Raw genomic sequence first — 22,452 nt, 5'->3', positions numbered from 1 at the left:
TACCCGGGTACGGCGCGGCGGATCGTAGGACCCGTGACCCGACAGCTCGCCCTCGCCCCAGCCCCTGCCCCCGCTCCCAGTCGCACCGCCACCGCCCCCCGCGCGGCCTCCCCCGCCACCGCCCCCCGCGCGGCCTCCCCCGGCACCGCCTCCCCCGGCAGTCCCTCCCTCGGCACCGCCGGGCTGGTCACCGTCCTGCTCGGGGCCTTCCTGCCGATGCTCGACTTCTTCATCGTCAACGTCGCCCTGCCGACCATCGACGAGGACCTGGCCGCCGGGCCCGCCGTCCTCGAACTGGTCGCCGCCGGCTACGGCATCGCCTTCGCCGTCCTGCTCGTCCTCGGCGGGCGCCTCGGCGACGTCTTCGGCCGCCGCCGGCTGTTCGTGGCCGGCGCCGCCGCCTTCGCCCTCACCTCGCTGGCCTGCGGGCTCGCCCCCGACGCGTGGTCCCTGGTCGCCGCCCGGGCCGCCCAGGGCGCCTCGGCCGCACTGCTGATCCCCCAGGTGCTCGGCACCATCACCGCCACCACCGAGGGTGCCCGGCGCGGCCGCGCGCTCAGCATCTACGGCGCGGTCGGTGGCATCTCGGTCGTGGTCGGGCAGGTGCTCGGCGGGATGCTGGTCGCCGCCGACCTGTTCGGCACCGGCTGGCGCTCGGTCTTCCTGGTCAACGTGCCGTTCGCGCTGCTCGCCGTGGTCACGGCGCTCCGCCACGTCCCGGAGAGCCGCGCCACCCGGGCCGCCCGGGTGGACGTGCCCGGCACCGTCCTGCTCACTGCCACCCTGCTCGCCCTGCTCATCCCGCTGATGGAGGGCCGCGCCGCCGGCTGGCCGCTCTGGTCCTGGGTGCTGCTCGGGCTGTTCCCCGTCCTGGCCGCCGCCTTCGCCGTCGTCGAGCGCCGCGCCGAGCGGCGCGGAGACACCCCACTGGTGCCGCCGACCCTGCTGCGCATCCCCGAGATGCGGCGCGGCCTGGGCATCGCCCTCCCCTACTTCGCGGGCTTCGGCGGCTTCATGTTCGTCATCGCCGTCGCCCTGCAGCAGGGCCTGCACCTCGGCCCGGTCGCAGCCGGCTGGGCACTCGTCCCGATGGCCGTCGGCTACTTCGCCGCCTCGCTCTCCGGCCCCCGGCTGATCGGCCGCTTCGGCAGCCGGGTGCTCAGCGCCGGAGCCGTTATCCAGGCCCTCGGCCTCGCCACCCTGGCCCTGACCGCGCTCGCCGACTGGTCGCACTTCTCCCCGCTGCGGATGGCCCCGGGAGTCGCCCTCGCGGGCATCGGACAGGGCCTGATCGGCACCCCGCTGTTCCGGGTCGTCCTCTCCAAGGTGCCCGCCGCCCGGGCCGGCGTCGGCAGCGGCGTCCTCGCCACCAGCCAGCAGTCCAGCCTCGCCCTCGGCGTCGCCACCCTCGGCACCCTCTACCTGTCGCTCTCGCCCAGCCTCGGCATGGCCCGCGCGTTCGCCCTCTGCCTGGGCATCCAGCTGCTCGGGTCGTTCACCATCCTGTACCTGACCACCCGCCTGCCCCGGTCCATTGGCTGACCGGCCACCGGCCACCGGCGCCGGGCGCCTCGGGGCCTCGGCGTCGCGGGTTCCCGGCACCGCGGGTGACGGCCCTGGCACGACCGGCGCAGCAGCCCCGCGGCCACCGGCAACTCCGGTCGGCCGCGGGGCCGTTCGACGTCGCGTTCCGATCCGCGGTGGAGGCCTTCTTTCCGGGGGAATGATGACCCCATGACCTTCCTCCTGGGGTTCCTGCTCGCGCTCGTCGCCGCCATCGTCGGCATCACCGCCTTCCTGCTGCGCCGGGAGCGGGCCCGGAGGCTCCACTCGGACGACCTGTCGGGGGTGCTGATCGAGCAGCAGCGGACCGCCGAAGCCGCGTCGATGCGGACGGCCTACACGAGCCGGCACGTCCACGGCGGCCACGGTCTGATGACCGACGAGGTGCACCGTTACGGCTCCTGACCGCTCAGCGGCAGAGGGCGGTGTCCACGACGGCCTCCAGGCGTCGGGTGACGTCGTAGTCGGTCGGGACGGTGGTCACCGCGATGTTGACGGCACGGCCGTCGTCGGTGGCGCCGCCGCGGGTCTCGTACCCGGGGATGTCGCCGCCGTGGCCCCAGTAGACCCCGCCGCAGGAGAGCGGCCTGCTGAGGATCCCCAGCCCGGCGCCCGCACCGGTGTCCCCGATCGGCACGGTGGTGCGCATCTGCGCGAGTTGGGCCTCGGGGAGGAGGCGCCCGGGGACGAGCAGTGCGGTGAAGAAGCGGTTGAGGTCGGAGTCGGTGGAGATCATCTGCCCGGCCGCCCAGGCCGCCGAGGGGTCCATCTCGGTGAAGTCGCCCAGCGGCCCCTCGGCGGAGTCCTTGCGGTAGCCCTCGGGGTGGGGTTCGCGGATGGTCCGGTCGCCGACGGCGGGGAAGTAGGTGTGCCGCAGCCCGAGCTTGCGGACGATGCGCCGGTCGATCTCCTCGGCGAGCGGGCGGCCGGTGACCTTCTGGACGATCAGCCCGGCCAGCACGTAATTGGTGCTGCTGTAGCTGAACTCGGCGCCGGGGGCGAGTTCGGGCTTGTGCTGGAAGGCGAGGTCCAGGAGTTCGCGGGGCTCGAAGTACCGGTGGCGGAGCGAGGCCTCGTCGAGGAGCCCTTCGTACTCGGGCAACCCGCTGGTGTGCTGCAGGAGTTGGCGTACGGTGACGAGCCGCCCGTCGATGCCCTCGCCGTGGACCATACCCGGCAGATAGGTCTCGACCGTGGCGTCGAGGTCGACCTTCCCCTCCGCGACCAGCTGCAGGACGACGACGGCGGTGAAGGTCTTGGTGTTGCTGCCGATCCGCACCTGTCCGTCGACCGGCACCTTCGCTCCGGTGGCCAGGTTCCCCACCCCCGCGGTGTAGTGCCGGGCCCGGCCGTCCCGGCCCTGTACGGTCGCCAGCGCGGCGGGCACACCGTCCGACCGCACCAGCGCGTCGAGCCCCTGCTGGACGGGGCCCGGCCGGGTGGCGGCCGAGGCCGCGGGGACGGCCAGGACACCGAGGGAGACGGCGACGGCGGTCGAGAGCGCGAGCGCCATGTGGCGGATCCTGCGGGTCTTCCTGCGCATGGGTCAACTCCTCCGGGGTCGTGGGGAGAAGGGCCTCCCTGGTCACGTCCGCCAGTCTGGTCGCACGGTTCGCGGACGACCTCCCCCGATCGAGGGAGCATCCTCGCCCTCGGGCGGGGAGCCCCTGCCACCTCAGGGCCGGGCGGGCCCGCGCAGCGGCAGGGTCCGGCTGTAGACGACGCTGGTGGTGGTGCTGCCGAAGCCGGCCAGCTCGTCCATGAGGGCTTCCAGGTGCTCCATGGACGTCGCCGCGACTTTCAGGGTGTAGCAGTCGTCGCCGGTGGTGCGCAGGCACTCCAGGATCTCCCGGCGTTCGGCGAGCATCCGGCGCAGCGGCTCGTGGCGGTTGCCCGGGTACTTGAGCCGGACGACGGCGAGCACGGGGTAGCCGACCTTGGCCAGGTCCACCGTGGCGTGGTAGCCGGTGATGACGCCCAGCGACTCCAGGTTCCGCACCCGTTCGGTGGTGGCGGAGGGACTGAGGTTGACCCGCCGTCCCAGCTCGCTGAGGGAGATGCGGGCCTCCTGCTGCAGCTGTTCGATGATCGCCCAGTCGGTTTCGTCGAGATTCACGGCCATCACGCGAATCTACCGGGAGAACCACGGGAAACCAGCCCTCACGGCAGGAAGATCCCGTTCCGTTCGCCATGATCACGGGGATAGCCTCGAAGTATGCAATTTGGCGTCAACGTACCGAACTTCGGGCCCGGGACCGATCCCGGCGTGCTGCGGGAGTGGGCCCGGACGGTGGAGGGGATCGGCTTCGACCTCCTCATGCTCTCGGACCACGTGGTCGTGACTCCGGACGTGGCCCAGCGCTACCCGGAGCCGTTCCACGAGCCGTTCACCACGCTGTCCTGGCTGGCCGGGATCACCACCGGCCTGCGGCTGGGCACGACCGTCCTCGTCCTGCCGTACCGGAACCCGCTGCTGGTGGCCCGGATGGCCGGCACCCTCGACCGGCTCAGCGGCGGCCGGTTCGTCCTCGGCGTGGGGGTCGGCTGGGCCCGCCAGGAATTCGACGCGCTCGGCGTGCCGTTCGGCACGCGCGGCCGGCTGACCGACGAGTACCTGGGCGCGCTGCGGGAGGCCTGGCGCACGGGCGGCGAAGGCGAGCCGAGCGGAGGCGGCGAGCCCAGCGGACTCGGGCCGGTGCCGGTCTGGGTCGGCGGCCACAGCGAGGCGGCACTGCGGCGGACGGTCCGCTTCGGCGACGCCTGGCACCCCCTGCGGCTCCCGCTCGACCGGATGCGGTCGGTGCTGGCCGAGCACCCGGTGCCCGGGTTCGCGCCCCGCATCGCCCTGCGGCTGACCGACGCACCGGTCGACGGCCCGGAGCGCCCGGCGGGCGTGGGCAGCATCGAGCAAGTCCTGGACGATCTCCACCAGTTGCGCGCCCTCGGCGCCGAGACCGTCGTGTTCGACCCCTACCACGGGGATCCCGAGGAGACCCGCCGGCCGCAGACGGCCTGGCAGGACCTCGCCACCGTGGCCACCCACTGGAAGGCAGCAACCTCGTGATCACCGAAGCCGACGAGATCCTCCTGCGCCGCGCCGTCGCCATCGCGGCCCGCGCCGTCGCCCAGGGCGACGCCCCGTACGGCTCCCTGCTGGCCGGCCCGGACGGCGAGATCCTTGCCGAGGCCCGCAACACGGTGCGCCGCGACAAGGACATCACCGCCCATCCGGAGCTGAAGCTGGCCCGCTGGGCGGCCCGCGAGCTCGACCCGGACACGGCCGCGCGCACCACGATGTACACCAGCTGCCAGCCGTGCGGGATGTGCACCGGCGGTCTCGTCCGCTCGGGCATCGGCCGGGTCGTGTACGCGCTGTCGACGGAGCAACTCGTCGCCCTCAACCCGGAGTCGGGGGCCTGGCCGACCGTGACGCAGGAGGGCCCGGTCCTGTACGACGAGGCCCGCCTCGCCATCGAGACCTACTACCACGGGAGTTGAGGTGGCACCGGCCAAGTGGTGCTCCTACCGGCCGAGTTGAGCGCCGTTCGGATCCGCGAGGCCGCGCAGCAGCTGCTCGACGCGGCCGGCGGCCAGGGCGGGGGCGAGGGGCCGGTGGTCGACCCCCGGGAGCCCAGCCCCGCCAGGAGCTCAGTCCTGCGCCGGCTCGGCCGTCAGCCGACCCGACGCGCGGGCCAGCAGCCCGATCAGCAGCTCCCGCTCCTCGGGGCTGAACCCGTCGGCGATCCGCCGCTCGATCGCGACGGCCGCCGCATCGGCCCGGGCCAGCAGCAGGCGCCCGTCCTCGGTGAGCAGCACCTCGACCACCTTGCGGTGAAAGGGGTGCGGGCGGCGGGTGACCAGCCCCTTCGCCTCCAGGTTGGCGAGCACGGTGGCGATGGTCTGCGGAGTGACCAGGCAGGCGCGGGCGAGCGCGGCGGCGGAGAGCCCCGGCTGGTCTTCGAGCATGTACAGCGCGGCGTACTGCGGCACCGTCAGCCCGAGCGGCCGGAGCGCGGCGTGCTTGGCCGCCATCAGCTCCTGCTCCACCCGCTTGATGTGCAGCCCGAGGCGTTCCGTGACCGGCATCTCCATGGACCGATCGTACGGCACGGGATCGAACCCTGATCAATAACAGGGTTCTGCTACATGACAGAGCTCTGCTATGTTTCAGGCCGTCACTCGGCCCACTCGGCCCACTCGGCACCCCACGCATGGAGGCACCCCCTTGACCTCTCCCGCCCCTTCCCTCCCTTCCGCCCCCTTGACCGACGCTCCGGCCCGCCCCGAACCGCTCGATCACATCGCCGCCGGCTCCGGCCCCGGCCTGGTCCTGATCCACGGCACCGGCGCCGACGCGAACTCCAACTGGGGACCGCTCATCGACGCGCTCCGCGACCGCTACACCGTCGTCGCCCCCTACCTGCCCGGCGCCGGCGCCACCCCCGTCGACCCCGCACCGATCGACCTCGATTCCCTCGCCGACCGCATCGTCGCCACCGCCCGGACCGCCGGACTGGAACGCTTCCACCTGGTCGGCCACTCCCTGGGCGCCGCCCTCGCCACCGCCGTGGCCGCCCGGCACCCCGAGGTTGTGACCTCGCTCGCCCTGCACGCCGGATGGGTCCGGACGACCCCGCGCGAAGCCGTCATGTTCGACCTGTGGACACGCCTGCTCCGCACCGACCCGGCCCTGCTGGCCCGCCACCTGGTCCTCACCGCGATGGGCCCCGACCTCCTCGACACCCTCGACGAGGGCGGGTTCGCCGACCTGACCGCAGGCTTCACCGCCATGCTGGACGAGCGCATCCTCGGCCAGATCGACCTCGACACCCGCATCGACCTGCGCGAGGCGGTCGGCCGGATCACCGCCCCCACCCTCGTCCTGGCCTGCGCCGACGACCGGATCATCCCGCCCCACCACCAGCGCCAACTGGCCGCCGCCATCCGCCAGGCCGCGTACCTGGAGGTCCCCGGCGGCCACGGCCTGCCCTTCGAGGACCCGGCCCGCTTCTTCTCGCTCATCACCGCGTACGTGGACGAGCGCCAGGCACAAGCCCGGACCTGAACCACACCGGCAGCTCCGTCACACTCCCCCGCCGGGATCCGTCGGTGAAGCAGCACCGACCACCGACGGAAGGACCACCCGATGCTGACCAACCTCATGTACGTGACGATGCCGGTCACCGACCAGGACCGCGCGCTGCGCTTCTACACGGAGCAGCTCGGCCTGGAGAAGCGCATCGACTACCCCGGGCCCGACGGACGCTTCCTCACCGTGGCCGTCCCCGGCAGCCCGGTGGAGATCATCCTCTGGTCGCAGACCCCGGCCCCCGCACAGCCCGCCGAGTCGAAGCCCGGCACGGCGATCGGCCCGGTCTTCCTCGAATCGGACGACCTGCGGGCGGACTTCGAGGTGCTCCGCGAGCGCGGAGTGACCTTCGACCGGCCCGAGCCGGAGGACTACGGCTTCGGCATCCGCATCGAGGCCCTGGACCCGGACGGCAACCGGATCTCGCTGCGCCAGCGCGCGGACTGGCAGAACGACGAGACCGCCTGACCGGCCGCAGCCCCACCCGCGCGGCCGGGTGCTGTCCGGTGCCGATACGCCACGGCACCGGACAGCACCCGACCGAAGCGCCCCCACCCGAAAAGCACTTGGTCCGAGCTCGCCGTCCGCCCGACAATCGCCGGATGACCGACGACCAGAGCAATGTCCAGCGGCGCCGCGCGGCCCGCCTGTCCTGCCGGCGCTTCCTCTCCGGCGACCGCTTCCTCAGCATCCGCGAGCGCATCGCCCAACTCGCCGCCCTGGACGGTCTGGACACCTTCCCCGACTTCTACGGAACGGACGGCCCGGTCCGGCAGCTGGAGGAACGGACCGCCGCGCTGCTCGGCAAGGAGGACGCCGTCTTCTTCCCCACCGGCACCATGGCGCAGCAGGTCGCCCTCCGCCACCACGCGGAGCTCACCGGCAACCCGGCCGTCGCCCTCCACCCGCTCTGCCACCTCGAACGCCACGAACGCCACGCCTACACCCAGCTCACCGGCCTGCGCGGCCTCTGGCCCACCACCGAGCAGCGCCATCCCACCGCCGACGAACTCCGGGCGCTCGGCGAACCGTTCGGCACCCTCACCGTCGAACTCCCGCTGCGCGACCCCGGCTTCCTCCTCCCCACCTGGGACGAGCTGACCGAACTCGTCGCCGCCGCCCGCGAAACCGGCGCCCGGGTGCACTTCGACGGCGCCCGCCTCTGGAACACCACCGTCCACTTCGACAGGCAGCTCGACGAGATCGCCGCCCTCGCCGACAGCGTCTACGTGTCCTTCTACAAGGACCTGGGCGGCACCAGCGGAGCCGCCCTCGCCGGCGACGCCGCCCTCACCGCCTACGCCCGCACCTGGCGCCACCGCTACGGCGGCCAGCTCTTCCAGCAGTGGCCGGCCGCCCTCGCCGCCCTCCACGGCCTGGACACCGTCCTCCCCCGCATCCCGTCCTACACCCGCCACGCCGCGACCCTCGCCCCCGCCCTGGCCGCACTCCCCGGCGCCCGCCTGGTCCCGGAGGCCCCGGTGACCCACGAGTTCCAACTCTGGCTCCCCCACCCGGCGAAGGCCCTGGACGCCGCCCACCTCGCACTCGCCGAACAGGAGGGCACCTGGTTCGTCGGCCCCTGGCAGGACGCCGCCCCCGGCCTCGCCATGGCCGAGGTCACCCTCGGCGCCCCGGCCCAGTCCTGGACGCCCGCCGAGGTCACCGAAGTGGGCCTGCACTTCCTGGAGTTGGCCGCCAAGGCCTGACCGTCGTGACGACCGTCGTGACGACCGCCGGGACGGCATCGCTCCTGCGGAGCCGGCAAACGGTTCGCGACCACACCCCCCTTTGTGTCAGACTGACGATATGAGCGAGATGCACGTGGGGAGCCCTGCCGCCGTCCGCAGCCGCGAGGAGCTGGCCGCGCTGATGGCCGACGGGGTGCACCCGAAGTGGGTGATGTTCTGGGGGCACACCGCGCGCAAGGGCGGCGGCACCCGGCAGGAGTGCCTGAGCCAGTGGTGGCCGGGCGAGTTCACCGTCGACGGGGTGACGTACGGGTCCGCCGAGCACTGGATGATGGCCGGCAAGGCCCGGATGTTCGGGGACACGGCCGTCGAGGAGCAGGTGCTGGCGGCCCGGACGCCGGCCGAGGCGAAGAAGCTGGGGCGGCTGGTCAAGGACTTCGACGACGAGACCTGGACGGCCGGACGGTTCGAGCTGGTCGTGGCGGGCAACGTCGCGAAGTTCGGGCAGGACGAGTCGCTGCGCGCGTACCTGCTGGGCACCGGCAGCCGGGTGCTGGTCGAGGCCAGCCCGGTGGACCGGATCTGGGGCATCGGGCTGGCGGCCGACGACATCCGGGCACAGCGGCCCGCCGAGTGGCGCGGGCTGAACCTGCTGGGCTTCGCGCTGATGGAGGCCCGGGCGCGGCTGGCCGCGTGAGCACGGTCGCCCTCCTGCCGGACGGGACGGCGGCGGCCTCGGCCGTCGCCGTCCTCGCCCCCGGGCCGTACGACGCGGCGCCCCCCTCCGGCGCGCGACCGGCGCACTCCGCGCCACGACCGCCCTCTGCGCGCTCCTTGACACCACTCGGGCACGACTGGTCGTGCGCTCTTAACTCCCCAGCCACATACCGACGCCAGGATGTCCTGCAGTCAGGGTCTGGATGGACAGGTTGGGGCGATCATGCGCATGCGGTCGACGGCACAATCCGCAGGCCAGCAGCTGGAGGGCGAGCAACAGGCCGCCGAACTCCGCACAGAGCTGGACGAGTTACTCCGTGCGAGCCGCTACGCGACTCAACGTGAACGGCGGCTGAACGAGGCGATCAGAGCGACCCCGGGCCGCCAGCGGCCGGACGGGGACCTGCTGCGGCAGCTCGCCCAGGCCCGCATCCTCCGCGAGGGACTGGGCGCCCGCTGCCTCCAACTCAGCGACCAGCTGGAGGCGTTGGAGACCCGCCTCAGACACCGGCACCAGCAGCAGGACCCGCAGGAACCGACCCGGCTCGGCCCGGAACCGATACCCGAGCCCGCCCCCGAGCCCGCACCCGCACCCGCGCCGCAGCAGTCCCCGCCGCCCCCCGCCCGCCCCGACATCGGCGCCCTCACCGAGCGGATCATCGCCCTCCACCGCAGCGGCGCCCTCCCCGAGGCCGCCGAGCTGCTGGACCAGGCCGCCGCCCGCCTCACCCCCGCCGACGCGGCCCTGCTGGTCGGCATGCTGGCCCGGTACGGGCCGACCGGCGCCTCCCTCCACCTCGCCCGCGCCGCCGCGCGGTCCACCCCCGAGCACGCCGTCGCCGTCCTGGCAGAGCTGCGCGAACTGGGCCTGGCCGAGCAGGCGGCCGAACTGTTCCACGCCTTCTGGGCCTACCCGGCGGCGGCCGTCCCCGGCCTCCTCTCGGCCCTGGAGCGGGCCGGGCAGAACGCCGACGGCGCGACACTGCTCTGGGAGTGGGGTTCGGCGCCGACGCCCGAGCTGACTTCCCTGGCCGCCTGCCTCCAGCAGCACGGCCGGCCCGCCGACGTCCGAACCCTGCTGCGCCAGGCCGCCGGCCGCCCCACGGCCGACCTCGCCGACCTCGCCGCCACCCTGCCGCCCGCGCTCGCCACCGCCCTGCTGCAGGAGCTGGTGGTGCTCCGCCCGCCCGTCGAACTCGTGCGCCTGGCAGCCACCTTGGACTCCGCCGGCAGCCGGGAGCTGTACGGGCAGCTGCTCGGCGGCCTGCTCGCCGACGAGGCCCGCCACCGCACCACCCTCGCCGCCCTGCGCGCGGCCGGCCTGCCGACGGCGCCGCCCGCCGCACCCCGCTCCCGCTGGGGACGGCGCTGAAGCGGGCCCCCGCACCACAGCAGGGAGCCCCCGTCCGCCCCGGACAGGGCGGACGGGGGCTCCCCGACGAGAACCGGTCTCAGCGGAGGACCGGACTCAGCAGCCGATCACTCAGCAGCCGATCAGGCGCGCCGCGAGGTACGCCTTGACCTGGTCCAGCGACACCCGCTCCTGCGACATGGTGTCGCGGTCGCGGACGGTCACCGCGTTGTCCTCAAGGGTGTCGAAGTCGACCGTGACGCAGAACGGCGTGCCGATCTCGTCCTGGCGGCGGTAGCGCTTGCCGATGGCGCCGGCGTCGTCGAACTCGACGTTCCACGCGGTGCGCAGGTCGGCGGCGAGGCCGCGGGCCTTCGGGGAGAGGTCGGCGTTGCGCGACAGCGGCAGGACGGCGACCTTGACCGGGGCCAGGCGCGGGTCGAGCCGCATGCCGACGCGCTTCTCCATGACGCCCTTGGCGTTGGGCGCCTCGTCCTCGAAGTAGGCGTCGATCAGGAAGGCCAGCATGGCGCGGTTGAGGCCGGCCGCCGGCTCGATGACGTACGGGAAGTAGCGCTCGCCGGACTCCTGGTCGAAGTACTTCAGGTCCTGGCCGGAGGCCTCGCTGTGCACCCGCAGGTCGTAGTCGGTGCGGTTGGCGACGCCCTCCAGCTCGGAGAACTCGCTGCCACCGAAGTTGAAGCGGTACTCGATGTCCACCGTGCGCTTGGCGTAGTGGGAGAGCTTCTCCTTCGGGTGCTCGAAGAAGCGCATGTTCTCGGTGCGCAGGCCGAGGCCGACGTACCAGTCCCAGCGCTGCTGGAGCCAGTACTCGTGCCACTGCTCGTCCTCGCCGGGCTTGACGAAGAACTCCATCTCCATCTGCTCGAACTCGCGGGTCCGGAAGATGAAGTTGCCGGGGGTGATCTCGTTGCGGAAGCTCTTGCCGGTCTGGGCGATGCCGAACGGCGGCTTCTTGCGCGAAGTGGTCTGGACGGCCTTGAAGTTGGTGAAGATGCCCTGGGCGGTCTCGGGGCGCAGGAAGGCCAGGCCGCTGGCCTCCTCGGTGACGCCGAGGTGGGTCTTCAGCATGCCCGAGAAGTCCTTGGGCTCGGTGAACTGGCCCTTGGTGCCACAGTCGGGGCAGTTGACGTCCTTGAGGCCGTTCGGCGGCGGGAAGCCGTGCTTGGCCTCGTACTTCTCCTCCAGGTGGTCGGCCCGGTGGCGCTTGTGGCAGGAGAGGCACTCGGTCAGCGGGTCGTTGAAGGTGGCGACGTGGCCGGAGGCCTCCCAGACCTCGCGGGCGAGGATGACCGACGAGTCGAGTCCGACGACGTCCTCACGCGCCTGCACCATCGCGCGCCACCACTGGCGCTTGATGTTCTCCTTGAGCTCGACACCCAGCGGCCCGTAGTCCCAGGCGGCACGCGTGCCGCCGTAGATCTCGCTGCAGGGGTAGACGAAGCCACGGCGCTTGCTCAGGCTGACGATCGTGTCGATCTTGTCGGCGGCCACAGTGCTCTCTTCAGTACGTACGGCACGGTCAGGGCACGGCTGGTTGCGCGTACCCGAATACCTCAGGTTACCGGCCATACGGGTACGTGATTCAAATCGGTATCGTCCGGCCGCCCCCACCCACCGTCACCCGGCGTTCACCCATTCGAGTGAGTTGACAATCATTTCCATGTGAGATGAGAATGATTGTCATGATGATCGGACTGCCTCGCCGGACCCGCACCTCCATAGCCCTCGCCGCCACTGCCCTCACCGCCTCCCTCGCCCTCACCGCCTGCGGAGGCAGCAGCAGCGCCGACAGCGGGAACGGCCGGCTGAAGGTCGTCGCCTCCTTCTACCCGATGGAGTTCCTGGCCCAGCAGATCGGCAAGGAGCACGTCGCGGTCACCGACCTCACCGCCGCCGGCGTCGAGCCGCACGACCTGGAGCTCACCGCCAAGCAGGTCGGCACCGTCCAGAAGGCCGACGCGATCCTCTACCTCAAGGGCCTGCAGCCCACCGTCGACCAGGCCGTCGCGCAGTCCGCCGGCAAGCACAAGATCGACGCCACCGCCGCCAGCCCGCTGGTCGACCACCACCTCGACGAGGGCACCGAGGAGGGCGACGGCCACACCGCCGACGGCCACCCGCACGAGGGCCCGGCCGGCGACCCGCACATCTGGCTCGACCCGACCCGCTACGCGGCGATCGCCAAGAGCGTCGGCGACGAGTTCGCCAAGGCCGACCCGGCCCACGCCGAGGACTACCGCAAGAACACCGACGAGCTCGTCACCAAGCTCACCGCGCTCGACCAGGAGTTCCGGACCGGGCTGCAGGACACCAGGACCAAGACCTTCGTCACCAGCCACGCCGCCTTCGGCTACCTCGCCGACCACTACGGCCTCACCCAGGTCGCCATCAACGGCGTCGACCCGGAGTCCGAGCCCACCCCGGCCCGCCTCGCCGCCGTGCAGAAGGCCGCCAAGGACAACGGCGTCACCACGGTCTTCTTCGAGACCCTGGTCAGCCCCAAGCTCGCCGACACCGTCGCCAAGGACCTCGGCCTCAAGACGGCGGTCCTGGACCCGCTGGAGGGCGTCAAGGACCCGTCCAAGGACGACTACCTCACCGTCATGAAGCAGAACCTGGCCAACCTCAAGGCCGCCCTCGGCGACCCGGCCGCGGCCGGCACCCCCGCCGGAACGGGCACCGCCCCCGCCGGAGCCACCACCCCGGCCGGAACCGCCACCCCTGCCGCGACCAGCTGACGGGACGGAACACCATGACCCACCCGATACCTCCGGCCGTCCGCCTCCGTGACGCCGTCGCCTCCCGCGGCGGCCGGCCGGTGCTGCGCGGCGTCGACCTCACCGTCCGACCCGGCGAGGTCGTCGCCCTGCTGGGCGCCAACGGCTCCGGCAAGTCGACCACCGTCAAGGCCGTGATCGGCTCCGTGCCGCTGGAGCAGGGCGGCCTGGAACTGTTCGGCGTCCCGTACGGCTCCTTCCGCGCCTGGCACCGGATCGGGTACGTCCCGCAGCGCACCACCGCCGCCTCCGGCGTCCCGGCCACCGTGCGCGAGGTGGTCTCCACCGGGCGGCTGCCGCAGCACCGGCTGCTGCCGTTCCGCCGCAAGGACCGCGAGGCGGTGGACCGCGCGCTGGCCGCCGTCGGCATGCTGGACCGGGCCGGGGACGGCGTCGCCGACCTGTCCGGCGGCCAGCAGCAGCGGGTGCTGATCGCCCGCGCCCTGGTCGGCACCCCCGACCTGCTGATCATGGACGAGCCGATGGCCGGGGTGGACGCCGCCAGCCAGCAGGTGCTCGCCGACACCCTGCGCGCCGAGGTCGGCCGCGGCGCCGCCGTCCTCCTCGTACTGCACGAACTCGGGCCGCTGGAACCGCTGATCGACCGCGCCGTGGTGCTGCGGGACGGCTGCGTCGCCCACGACGGCCCGCCCGTGCCCAACACCGGCCTGCACGCGCTGCCCGGCCACGACCACGTCCACCCGCACGCCGACCTGACCCCGCCGAGGCTGCTCGCATGACCGAGATGCTGTCCTACGACTTCATGCAGCGCGCCCTGCTCGCCGCCGTCCTGGTCGGGATCACCGCCCCGGCCGTCGGCATCTACCTGGTGCAGCGCCGGCAGGCCCTGATGGGCGACGGCATGGGCCACGTCGCGATGACCGGCGTCGGCCTCGGCTTCATCTTCCAGACCAGCCCCGTCTGGATGGCCGTGCTGGTCTGCGTGCTCGGCGCCGTCACCATGGAGCTGGTCCGCTCGCGCGGGAACCAGCGCGGCGACATCGCCCTGGCGATGCTCTTCTACGGCGGCATGGCCTGCGGCAAGCTGCTCGTCTCGCTCTCCGCCGCGGCCGGCGCCGGCTCGCTGGAGAGCTACCTGTGGGGCTCCATCCTCACCGTCTCCCCCGGCGACCTGGCCGCCATCGCGGTGCTCGGCGCGGTGGTCATCGCGGTCACCGTCGGACTGCGCCGCCAGCTGTTCGCGATCTGCCAGGACGAGGACTTCGCCCGGGTCACCGGCCTGCCGGTACGCACCCTCAACCTGCTGCTCGCGGTGATGGCCGCGGTCACCGTCACCGTCGCCATGCGGGTGGTCGGGCTGCTGCTGGTCAGCGCCCTGATGGTGGTCCCGGTCGTCGCCGCCCAGCAGCTCACCCGCTCCTTCGCCGCCACCCAGGCCGCCTCGATCGCGCTCGGCGTGGTCGTCTCGCTGGCCGGGGTCACCGGCTCGTACCACCTCGACGTGCCCTCCGGCCCGGCCATCGTGCTGCTCGCCATCGCGGTGTTCGCGGTGTTCAGCCTGATCGCCGCACCGCTCGCCCGGCGCCGGCACCGCGCCGACGGCGAACCGGGGCCCGGAGTCTGCGACGTCGAGATCCCGGTCCCGTCGCCGGAGCCGGCCTCCTCCGACGCGACCACCCTTGAGCGGCGGGGCGGGCTGGCACAATGATGTGCGAGACGTCCACGACCTCAGGAGGACCCACGGTGACCACCGCAGGCCCGTCGCCGCGCGCACGATCGACCCGGCAGCGTGCCGCCGTCTCGGCTGCCCTGGACGAGATCGCGGACTTCCGCAGTGCGCAGGAGCTCCACGACCTGCTCAAGCACCGCGGGGACTCCGTCGGTCTGACCACGGTCTACCGCACCCTGCAGTCGCTCGCGGACGCCGGTGAGGTGGACGTGCTGCGCACCGCGGACGGCGAGGCGGTCTACCGCCGGTGCAGCAGCGGGCACCACCACCACCTGGTCTGCCGGCACTGCGGCGCCACCGTCGAGGTGGAGGGCCCGGCGGTGGAGCGCTGGGCCAACTCGGTCGCCGCCGAACACGGTTTCAGCGACATCGCGCACACGCTGGAGATCTTCGGCACCTGCGCGGAGTGCGCCAAGAAGGGCTGAGGCCCGTACGACGATGAAGGACCCGCCGGGATCACCCGGCGGGTCCTTCATCGTCGTCCCGCATGCGTCGTCGTCCCGCATGCGTCGTCGTCCCGCATGCGTCCCGACGTCGTCCCGAATGCCGACCGGCCTCAGCGCTGGGACGGCACCGACGCGGGGACCTCGTTCGGGATCGCCCCGCCGAAGCGCCGGTCGCGCATCGCGTACTGCTCGCAGGCCCGCCACAGGTCCCGGCGGTCGAAGTCCGGCCAGAGCACGTCCTGGAACACGAACTCGGCGTAAGCCGACTGCCAGAGCAGGAAGTTGGAGGTGCGCTGCTCACCGCTGGGACGCAGGAAGAGGTCCACGTCCGGCATGTCCGGGTGGTACATGTACCGGGACAGGGTCTTCTCGTTGACCTTCTTCGGGTCCAGCTTCCCGGCCGCGACGTCCCGCGCGATCGCCTGCGCCGCGTCCGCCAGCTCGGCCCGGCCACCGTAGTTGACGCACATGTAGAGCGTGACGGCGTCGTTGCCCTTGGTCTGCTCCTCGGCGACCTGCAGCTCCTGGACGACGCTCTTCCACAGCTTGGGCATCCGGCCGGCCCAGCGGATCCGCACGCCCATCGCGTCCATCTCGTCGCGGCGGCGGGCGATGACGTCCCGGTTGAAGTTCATCAGGAACTTCACCTCGTCGGGCGAGCGCTTCCAGTTCTCGGTGGAGAACGCGTACAGCGAGATGTTCTTGACCCCGAGCTCGATGGCGCCCCTGAGGACGTCCAGCACCACGGACTCGCCGACCTTGTGGCCCTCGGTGCGGGGCAGCCCGCGCTCCTTGGCCCAGCGGCCGTTGCCGTCCATCACGATGGCGACGTGTTCGGGCACCAGCTCACCGGGGATCTTCGGGGGCTGTGCGCCACTGGGGTGCGGGGTCGGGGGGACGTACGACCTCTGCTTGCCGCCGCCGAAGAGCCGTCGCGCTGCCATGTGCTCACTTCTCCACGTATCTCATCGAGCGGATGCCCCGCTCCAGGTGCCACTGCAGATAGGCCGCGACCAGGCCGCTGCCCTCCCGCCAGTACCGCGGCTCGCAGGTGTCGGCCGTCTGCCAGTCCCCTGACAGCAGCGCCCCGAGCAGTACCAGTGTCTCAGGGGAGGGTACGGCACATCCGGGCACTCGGCAGTCTGCGCAGAGCACCCCGCCTGCGGGGAGCGAGAAGAAACGGTTCGGCCCCTCCAGGCCGCACTTGGCGCAGTCGGTGAAGCTCGCGCCGTACCCGTTCACCGCGAGCGAGCGCAGCAGGAAGGCGTCCAGCACCAGGTGCGACTCGTGCAGCCCGGCCGCCAGCGTGCGCAGCCCGCCCACCAGCAACAGGTACTGCTGGACGGCGGGCTCGCCCTCGTTCTCCGCGAAGCGCTCGGCCGTCTCCAGCATCGCGGTGCCGGCGGTGTAGCGGCCGTAGTCGGTGACGATCGAACCGCCGTACGGCGCGATGGTCTCCACCTGGGTGCACAGCGGCAACCCGCGGCCGACCAGCTCACTCCCGCGGCTGAAGAACTGCACGTCCACGTGCGAGAACGGCTCCAGGCGGGCACCGAACTTGGACTTGGTCTTCCGCACCCCGCGCGCCACCGCCCGCACCTTGCCGTGCTGGCGGGTCAGCAGGGTGATGATCCGATCGGCCTCGCCGAGCTTCTGCGCCCGCAACACGACGCCGTCGTCCCGGAAAAGACTCATGCCGACCATTCTCCCCCAGCCGCGGACAGCCGCGGACAGCCGTGTTGCCCGCACCGGGGCCGTGGGGGAGGACCACAGCGGTGCGGGTCACGGCGGGCCCGGAGGGGGGTCGGGCCCGTTTTGTGGGGGCGGGGAATGGCCTCTACGGAGTGGGTGCGACGAACAGTGTGGTCCGGAGGAGCCCGGAGCCCGGCCTACTTGTACGGAGCCCGGGTCGCCGCCTCCAGCAGCGCCTGGACCCGCGCCTGCGGCAGGTCCAGGCAGCGCCCGACCGCGGCCAGCGCCTCGCGCTCCTGCGGCAGGTAGCGCCCGTCGGCCAGTGCGATCGCCGCGCCCTGCAGCAGCAGCCGTTCGCGGCCCTGGTGGGCCAGGTTGGGGGTGAGCGGTTCGAGCACCGCGTGCAGTTCGACGGCGAGGCCCCCGGCCTCCCCCAGCCGTTGGCCGGGAGGTGCCCCCAGGTCGTGGGCGTCGTGGAGTTCGCCGCCGAGCCCGGAGAGCGCGGCGAGCGCGGCCAGCACCTGGGCCTCGCCGCAGTCCTCGAACCCGGCCTCGCGCACGGCCGCGCAGGCCGCCTCGCGGGCCGCCCGGTGGGCGGTTCCGCCGGCCGCGAGCAGGGCCAGCGCGATGGTGTACTGGGCGTCCCGCAGCATCGCGCCGAGACGCACGCAGGTCGGCTGGTCCAGGCTCTCGACGCCGTACCGGCCGTGGCAGCTGGTGCACTGCACGCTGCCGATCACCGGTCCGAGCGGGAGCACCGGGGTCCCGAGCAACCGCAGCCACCGCCGGCCGTGCTGCCGGCGGTAGTTGCGGTCCCCGCCGCAGCCCGGGCAGAAGAAGTCACCGAGAACGTCAGTCCGCCACCGCGGGCGAACACCCCACAACCTGGTCACGGCGCCACTCCCCAGACATGGCAGGCGGCCTGCTCGACGATGGGCAGGTCACGCGACCGGACACCGAGCCGTCCCACCGACCCGGCTTGCCGGTGGATCGATGTTGCCATGGTTACCGGCACGTGTCAGTACCTCGAACGGCTTCCGATCCCAAAAAATGTGGCGCAGGACACAGCGCCCCGGCCGGGGTGCCGGGGCACGGCGAAGGGCCGCCCCGGAGGACGGCCCCGCCGCATGCCACTCGTACGAACTACCCGCGCTGCGACCGGTTGACGGCGCTGATCATCGCCTTCAGCGAGGCCAGCACGGTGTTGCCGTCGATGCCCACGCCCCACAGCACCTTGCCGTCCACCGCGCACTCGACGTACGCGGCGGCCTGGGCGTCGCCGCCCTCGCTCAGCGCGTGCTCGGCGTAGTCCAGGACGCGCACGTCCACGCCGATCCGGGCCAGCGCGTCCGCGAAGGCCGAGACCGGGCCGTTGCCGGTACCGGTCAGGGTCACCGGCTCGCCGCCCACCACGGCCTCGGCGGTCAGTGCGTCCCGGCCGTCCTCGGTGGTCAGGGTGCGCGAGCCGGTCAGCGAGATCCGGCCCCACGGGTTGGCGGTGGTCGGCAGGTACTCGTCCTCGAAGACCGCCCAGATGTCGGCCGGGGTGACCTCGCCGCCCTCGGCGTCGGTCTTGGCCTGGATGATGCGGGAGAACTCGATCTGCATCCGGCGCGGCAGGTCCAGCTTGTGGTCGTTCTTCAGCACGTACGCCACGCCGCCCTTGCCGGACTGGCTGTTGACCCGGATGACCGCCTCGTAGGTGCGGCCGACGTCCTTCGGGTCGATCGGCAGGTACGGCACGCCCCAGGTGTGCTCGTCCACCGGGACGCCCGCCGCCTTGGCGTCCGCCTCCAGGGCGTCGAAGCCCTTCTTGATGGCGTCCTGGTGGGAGCCGGAGAAGGAGGTGTACACCAGGTCGCCGGCGTACGGGTGGCGCGGGTGCACCTCCATCTGGTTGCAGTACTCGGCGGTGCGGCGCACCTCGTCGATGTCGGAGAAGTCGATCTGCGGGTCGATGCCCTGCGAGAACAGGTTCATCCCCAGCGTCACCAGGTCGACGTTTCCGGTTCGCTCGCCCTGCCCGAACAGACACCCCTCGATACGGTCGGCACCCGCCATGTAGGCCAGTTCGGCGGAGGCGACGGCGGTGCCGCGGTCGTTGTGCGGGTGCACCGACAGGCAGACGAACTCGCGGCGCGACAGGTGGCGCGACATCCACTCGAACTGGTCGGCCTGGACGTTCGGGGTGGCCCGCTCGATGGTGGCCGGCAGGTTCAGGATGATCTCGCGGCCCTCGCCCGGCTGCCAGACGTCCATGACCGCCTCGCAGACCTCCAGCGCGAAGTCCAGCTCGGTGTCGACGAAGATCTCCGGCGAGTACTGGTAGCCGAAGACGGTGTCGTCGCCCAGCAGCTTCTCGGCGTACTCCATCACCAGCCGGGTGCCGTCGGTGGCGATCGCCTTGGTGGCGGCCATGTCGTTGCGGAACACCACCCGGCGGAACAGCGGCGCGGTCGCGTTGTACAGGTGGACGGTCGCGCGCGGGGCGCCGACCAGCGACTCGACGGTCTTCTCGATCAGCTCCTCGCGGGCCTGCGTCAGGACCGAGATGGTGACGTCCTCGGGGATCGCCCCCTCCTCGATCAGCGACCGTACGAAGGCGTGGTCGGTGGCGCCGGAGGAGGGGAAGCCGACCTCGATCTCCTTGTAGCCCATCGAGACCAGCAGGTCGAACATCTTGCGCTTGCGGGCCGGGGACATCGGGTCGATCAGCGCCTGGTTGCCGTCGCGCAGGTCGGTGGAGAGCCAGCGCGGCGCCTTGCTGATCACCTTGCTCGGCCAGGTGCGGTCCGGCAGGTCCACGGTGCCGAACGGCAGGTAGCGCCCGTGCCGCATGCCGGAGGGCTGCTGGCGCACGGAGGCGGCGGTGATCGGGGTGGGCCGGTCGACGAAGGCGCGGGCGGCGGGGACGGACGCGGCGGAGGTCTGCTCGGTCATGGAGGTGACTCTCGGCTTCCTGTGGATGCGTGGTGCGGGCTGGTCGGGAGGGATGGACACCGACTGGCCGGCCTCTGCTGCCGCTCACGGACCGCGATCGGACCGCCGGTTGCGCGCACAGCTCGTTCCCCGCGGCGAGGGAGCCGGCCCCAGTGGACTACAGGCCCTCGACGCGGCAGCTAAGAAGAAGCAGCCCGTTGCGCATGATGCCCCAGCGTAACCCAGCACCGCGCGCCCCCGAAGTGATCCGGGCTTCCGTTCCACTCCTTGAGACGTCGACCGGTCATGTCAAAGGTCGTGACATCCGGTTATCGAAGCCTCACCCTGGGCCGCATGACTGCAGCAGTACCGATCTGCGCGATCGTCCCGCCGTACGTCCTGGACCGCCTCGCCGAGGCCGGTCACGAAGCCGCCGCCCACACCCTCACGCTCGACGCCGCGCACCGCGCGGCCCGCCTCTCCCCACCCCCGGCCACCGGCGGCGCCCCGGGCCTCAACCGGGTGATCTCCGACGCGGGCCACGGCCAGCGGCTGCCCGGGCGCACCGTGCGCACCGAGGGCCAGGCCGCGGTCTCCGACGCCTCCGTCAACCACGCCTACGACGGCCTCGGCGCCACCTTCGCGCTCTACGCCGACGTCTTCGGCCGGCACTCGATCGACGACCGGGGCCTGCGGCTGGACGCCAGCGTCCACTACGGCCGCAACTACGACAACGCCTTCTGGAACGGCCACCAGATGGTCTTCGGCGACGGCGACGGCCGGATCTTCGGCGACTTCACCGCCTGCATCGACGTCATCGGCCACGAACTCACCCACGGCGTCACGCAGTTCACCGCCGGCCTGGACTACCAGGACCAGCCCGGCGCACTCAACGAGTCGGTCTCCGACGTCTTCGGCTCGCTGGTCAAGCAGTACGCGCTGCACCAGAGCGCCGCCGACGCCGACTGGCTGATCGGCGCCGGGCTGCTCGCCCCCGGCATCCAGGGCGTGGCGCTGCGCTCGATGAAGGCCCCCGGCACCGCCTACGACGACCCGCAGCTCGGCAAGGACCCGCAGCCCGCGCACATGCGGGACTACGTGAACACCTCCGAGGACAACGGCGGGGTGCACATCAACTCCGGCATCCCCAACCACGCGTTCTACCTGCTGGCCACCGCCCTCGGCGGCTCGTCCTGGGAGCGCGCCGGACGGATCTGGTACGACGCGCTGACCGGGCACGCGGTGCCCGCGGACGCCGACTTCGCCGCCTTCGCCCGGGCCACCGTGGCCGCCGCCAAGGCCCGTTACCCCGACCAGGGCGCGGTCGCGGACACCGTCACGGCCTCCTGGGCGCAGGTCGGGGTCAGCCCTGGGTGACCGCGGGGCCGGCCCCGAAGGTCACGGTCCGGGAAAAGAGCGGCGAACCCCTTCCCTGCGTATCACCATGGACACCATGCGTATCCAGGTGACCCGGACCGGCGGCTTCGCGGGAATCGTCCGCCACGCGGAGCTCGACACCGCCGACCGCACGGACGCCCCGCACGTCCACGCACTCGCCCGCGAGGCCGTCGCGGGCGGGCTGCGCGCCCCCTCCTACGGCGTGCCGGACGGCTTCCACTACGAGATCACCGTCGACGGCCGGACGGTCCACTGCGCCGATCCGAAGCTCACCGACTCGCAGCGGGAGCTGGTCTCCCTGGTGCTGCGCGAGGGCGCGTAGCACCGGGGAGACCAGTCGCCCGGGGGTCGCCTCAGAGCCAGCCGTCCCTCAGAGCCAGCCGTCGAGGGCCGCCAGGAAGCCCTCGTGGTCGTCCCGGTGGACGTTGTGCCCGGCGCCGGCGACGGTGCGCACCTCGAAGCCGCGGGCGCGCAGCGTCTCGGTGTCCACGTCGCGCACCACGGTGCTGCCGTCCGCCCGCACCACCAGGGAGGGCACCACGGGAGCGGCCGGCAGGTCCGAACCCTGGGCCGCCAGGGCCATCGCGGTGTCGGTGTCCCAGTGGGCCAGGGCGTCGAGCTTGGCGTCGACGTCCTCGGCCGACCAGTGCGGGTTGTGCGCGACCAGCCCCTCCCGGGTGGCCTCCCGCTCCGCGACCCAGGTGGTCGGGTCCAGCCCCCACTGCCGGAACCGCCAGGCCGGGTCCACGTAGACCGCGCGGGCCGGCTTCAACCGCTCGACGGCGTCCGCCAGGACGATCCCGCCGAGCGAGTGGCCGATCGCCAGCTCCGGCCCGGTCGGCAGGGTCTCCAGCAGGTCCTCGGTGTACGCCTCCAGCGGGTAGCGCTCCAGCGGGCCCGCCCCGGTGCCGCGCGGGCTCAGCCCGTGCCCGCGCAGGTCGACGGCGACCACCCGGTAGCCGCGCCCGGCCAGCTCCGGCCCGACCCGCCGCCAGGTGCGGTGGTCGAAGGTGATGCCGTGCACCAGCACGGCCGTCCGCTCCCCGCTGCCCCACTCCCGGGTGTGCAACTTCATTGCGCCTGCCCCCTCCTGAC

24 protein-coding genes are annotated in these 22,452 nt (G+C 72.6%); 15 read left to right on the top strand and 9 right to left on the bottom strand.

Translation table 11 applies throughout. The annotated features are described in order from the left end of the window. The first annotated feature begins 33 nt into the window (after positions 1 to 33). A complete protein-coding gene (locus BX285_RS12355) occupies positions 34 to 1,542 on the top strand; it encodes an MFS transporter (RefSeq protein WP_121175136.1) in 1,509 nt (502 codons plus the stop codon). Positions 1,543 to 1,734: 192 nt separating this feature from the next. Beyond that, positions 1,735 to 1,968: a hypothetical protein gene (locus BX285_RS12350; RefSeq protein ID WP_097238017.1), complete on the top strand. Its 234-nt coding sequence runs from the start codon at positions 1,735 to 1,737 to the stop codon at positions 1,966 to 1,968. 4 nt (positions 1,969 to 1,972) lie between these two features. On the opposite strand, the gene BX285_RS12345 is transcribed toward BX285_RS12350, so the two are convergent. After that, on the bottom strand, positions 1,973 to 3,106 hold the full coding sequence (locus tag BX285_RS12345) for a serine hydrolase (protein ID WP_398900149.1): 1,134 nt from the start codon (positions 3,104 to 3,106) through the stop codon (positions 1,973 to 1,975). Positions 3,107 to 3,238: 132 nt separating this feature from the next. Beyond that, a complete protein-coding gene (locus BX285_RS12340) occupies positions 3,239 to 3,685 on the bottom strand; it encodes an Lrp/AsnC family transcriptional regulator (RefSeq protein ID WP_121175134.1) in 447 nt (148 codons plus the stop codon). 93 nt (positions 3,686 to 3,778) lie between these two features. Here BX285_RS12340 and BX285_RS12335 point away from each other — a divergent pair, with 93 nt between their 5' ends. Further along, positions 3,779 to 4,627, top strand: a complete 849-nt coding sequence (locus tag BX285_RS12335; RefSeq protein WP_121175133.1) for a TIGR03619 family F420-dependent LLM class oxidoreductase — start codon at positions 3,779 to 3,781, stop codon at positions 4,625 to 4,627. After that, positions 4,624 to 5,061 carry a nucleoside deaminase gene (locus tag BX285_RS12330; protein WP_121175132.1) on the top strand — a complete coding sequence of 146 codons (438 nt, stop codon included), beginning with the start codon at positions 4,624 to 4,626 and terminating at the stop codon, positions 5,059 to 5,061. The genes BX285_RS12335 and BX285_RS12330 overlap by 4 nt, the downstream gene beginning before the upstream one ends. A gap of 150 nt (positions 5,062 to 5,211) precedes the next feature. Here BX285_RS12330 and BX285_RS12325 read toward each other — a convergent pair whose 3' ends face one another. Then, positions 5,212 to 5,655, bottom strand: coding sequence for a MarR family winged helix-turn-helix transcriptional regulator (locus BX285_RS12325; RefSeq protein WP_257032804.1), 444 nt, complete (start codon positions 5,653 to 5,655; stop codon positions 5,212 to 5,214). A gap of 169 nt (positions 5,656 to 5,824) precedes the next feature. On the opposite strand from BX285_RS12325, the gene BX285_RS12320 reads away from it, so the two are divergent. From BX285_RS12320 to BX285_RS12300, 5 genes are all read left to right on the top strand, one after another. Next, positions 5,825 to 6,628, top strand: a complete 804-nt coding sequence (locus tag BX285_RS12320) for an alpha/beta fold hydrolase (protein WP_259470506.1) — start codon at positions 5,825 to 5,827, stop codon at positions 6,626 to 6,628. 81 nt (positions 6,629 to 6,709) lie between these two features. Further along, a complete protein-coding gene (locus tag BX285_RS12315; RefSeq protein ID WP_097238011.1) occupies positions 6,710 to 7,120 on the top strand; it encodes a VOC family protein in 411 nt (136 codons plus the stop codon). Between the two features lie 134 nt (positions 7,121 to 7,254). Continuing rightward, complete coding sequence (locus tag BX285_RS12310; RefSeq protein WP_097238010.1) at positions 7,255 to 8,361, top strand: low specificity L-threonine aldolase; 1,107 nt, start codon at positions 7,255 to 7,257, stop codon at positions 8,359 to 8,361. A gap of 100 nt (positions 8,362 to 8,461) precedes the next feature. Next, positions 8,462 to 9,040 carry an NADAR family protein gene (locus BX285_RS12305; RefSeq protein WP_097238009.1) on the top strand — a complete coding sequence of 193 codons (579 nt, stop codon included), beginning with the start codon at positions 8,462 to 8,464 and terminating at the stop codon, positions 9,038 to 9,040. 243 nt (positions 9,041 to 9,283) lie between these two features. Then, positions 9,284 to 10,432: a hypothetical protein gene (locus BX285_RS12300; RefSeq protein ID WP_121175130.1), complete on the top strand. Its 1,149-nt coding sequence runs from the start codon at positions 9,284 to 9,286 to the stop codon at positions 10,430 to 10,432. Between the two features lie 111 nt (positions 10,433 to 10,543). Here the strand turns inward: BX285_RS12300 and BX285_RS12295 are convergent, their stop codons facing one another. After that, on the bottom strand, positions 10,544 to 11,926 hold the full coding sequence (locus BX285_RS12295) for a glycine--tRNA ligase (RefSeq protein ID WP_030061233.1): 1,383 nt from the start codon (positions 11,924 to 11,926) through the stop codon (positions 10,544 to 10,546). Between the two features lie 191 nt (positions 11,927 to 12,117). On the opposite strand from BX285_RS12295, the gene BX285_RS12290 reads away from it, so the two are divergent. The 4 genes from BX285_RS12290 to BX285_RS12275 are packed head-to-tail and all read left to right on the top strand — an operon-like array spanning position 12,118 to position 15,327. Then, positions 12,118 to 13,173 carry a metal ABC transporter substrate-binding protein gene (locus BX285_RS12290; protein ID WP_121175129.1) on the top strand — a complete coding sequence of 352 codons (1,056 nt, stop codon included), beginning with the start codon at positions 12,118 to 12,120 and terminating at the stop codon, positions 13,171 to 13,173. 14 nt (positions 13,174 to 13,187) lie between these two features. Further along, positions 13,188 to 13,952 (top strand): metal ABC transporter ATP-binding protein, encoded by a 765-nt coding sequence (locus tag BX285_RS12285; protein WP_121175128.1) that lies wholly within the window; start codon positions 13,188 to 13,190, stop codon positions 13,950 to 13,952. Further along, complete coding sequence (locus tag BX285_RS12280; RefSeq protein WP_179852887.1) at positions 13,949 to 14,881, top strand: metal ABC transporter permease; 933 nt, start codon at positions 13,949 to 13,951, stop codon at positions 14,879 to 14,881. The genes BX285_RS12285 and BX285_RS12280 overlap by 4 nt, the downstream gene beginning before the upstream one ends. A 35-nt stretch (positions 14,882 to 14,916) precedes the next feature. Further along, a complete protein-coding gene (locus tag BX285_RS12275; RefSeq protein WP_097238004.1) occupies positions 14,917 to 15,327 on the top strand; it encodes a Fur family transcriptional regulator in 411 nt (136 codons plus the stop codon). 131 nt (positions 15,328 to 15,458) lie between these two features. Here the strand turns inward: BX285_RS12275 and BX285_RS12270 are convergent, their stop codons facing one another. The 4 genes from BX285_RS12270 to leuA all read right to left on the bottom strand — a co-directional run bounded on the left by BX285_RS12270 (position 15,459) and on the right by leuA (position 19,980). After that, complete coding sequence (locus BX285_RS12270) at positions 15,459 to 16,292, bottom strand: isoprenyl transferase (RefSeq protein WP_097238003.1); 834 nt, start codon at positions 16,290 to 16,292, stop codon at positions 15,459 to 15,461. A gap of 4 nt (positions 16,293 to 16,296) precedes the next feature. Further along, on the bottom strand, positions 16,297 to 17,043 hold the full coding sequence (gene recO / locus BX285_RS12265; protein WP_030061246.1) for a DNA repair protein RecO: 747 nt from the start codon (positions 17,041 to 17,043) through the stop codon (positions 16,297 to 16,299). Between the two features lie 194 nt (positions 17,044 to 17,237). After that, on the bottom strand, positions 17,238 to 17,933 hold the full coding sequence (locus BX285_RS12260) for a TerB family tellurite resistance protein (RefSeq protein WP_121175127.1): 696 nt from the start codon (positions 17,931 to 17,933) through the stop codon (positions 17,238 to 17,240). Between the two features lie 250 nt (positions 17,934 to 18,183). Further along, a complete protein-coding gene (gene leuA, locus BX285_RS12255; RefSeq protein ID WP_097238001.1) occupies positions 18,184 to 19,980 on the bottom strand; it encodes a 2-isopropylmalate synthase in 1,797 nt (598 codons plus the stop codon). A 333-nt stretch (positions 19,981 to 20,313) separates the two neighbouring features. Here leuA and BX285_RS12250 point away from each other — a divergent pair, with 333 nt between their 5' ends. Together BX285_RS12250 and BX285_RS12245 are read left to right on the top strand one after the other, a co-directional pair. Continuing rightward, a complete protein-coding gene (locus BX285_RS12250; RefSeq protein WP_097238000.1) occupies positions 20,314 to 21,336 on the top strand; it encodes a M4 family metallopeptidase in 1,023 nt (340 codons plus the stop codon). A 76-nt stretch (positions 21,337 to 21,412) separates the two neighbouring features. Then, positions 21,413 to 21,679 carry a protealysin inhibitor emfourin gene (locus BX285_RS12245; RefSeq protein ID WP_030233628.1) on the top strand — a complete coding sequence of 89 codons (267 nt, stop codon included), beginning with the start codon at positions 21,413 to 21,415 and terminating at the stop codon, positions 21,677 to 21,679. A 48-nt stretch (positions 21,680 to 21,727) separates the two neighbouring features. On the opposite strand, the gene BX285_RS12240 is transcribed toward BX285_RS12245, so the two are convergent. Continuing rightward, complete coding sequence (locus BX285_RS12240; RefSeq protein WP_121175126.1) at positions 21,728 to 22,432, bottom strand: alpha/beta fold hydrolase; 705 nt, start codon at positions 22,430 to 22,432, stop codon at positions 21,728 to 21,730. Between the last annotated feature and the right edge of the window lie 20 nt (positions 22,433 to 22,452).

The sequence above is a fragment of the Streptomyces sp. 1114.5 genome, from assembly GCF_003635085.1.
GTDB lineage: Bacteria > Actinomycetota > Actinomycetes > Streptomycetales > Streptomycetaceae > Kitasatospora.
This window is presented reverse-complemented; position numbering and strand designations above follow the sequence as displayed.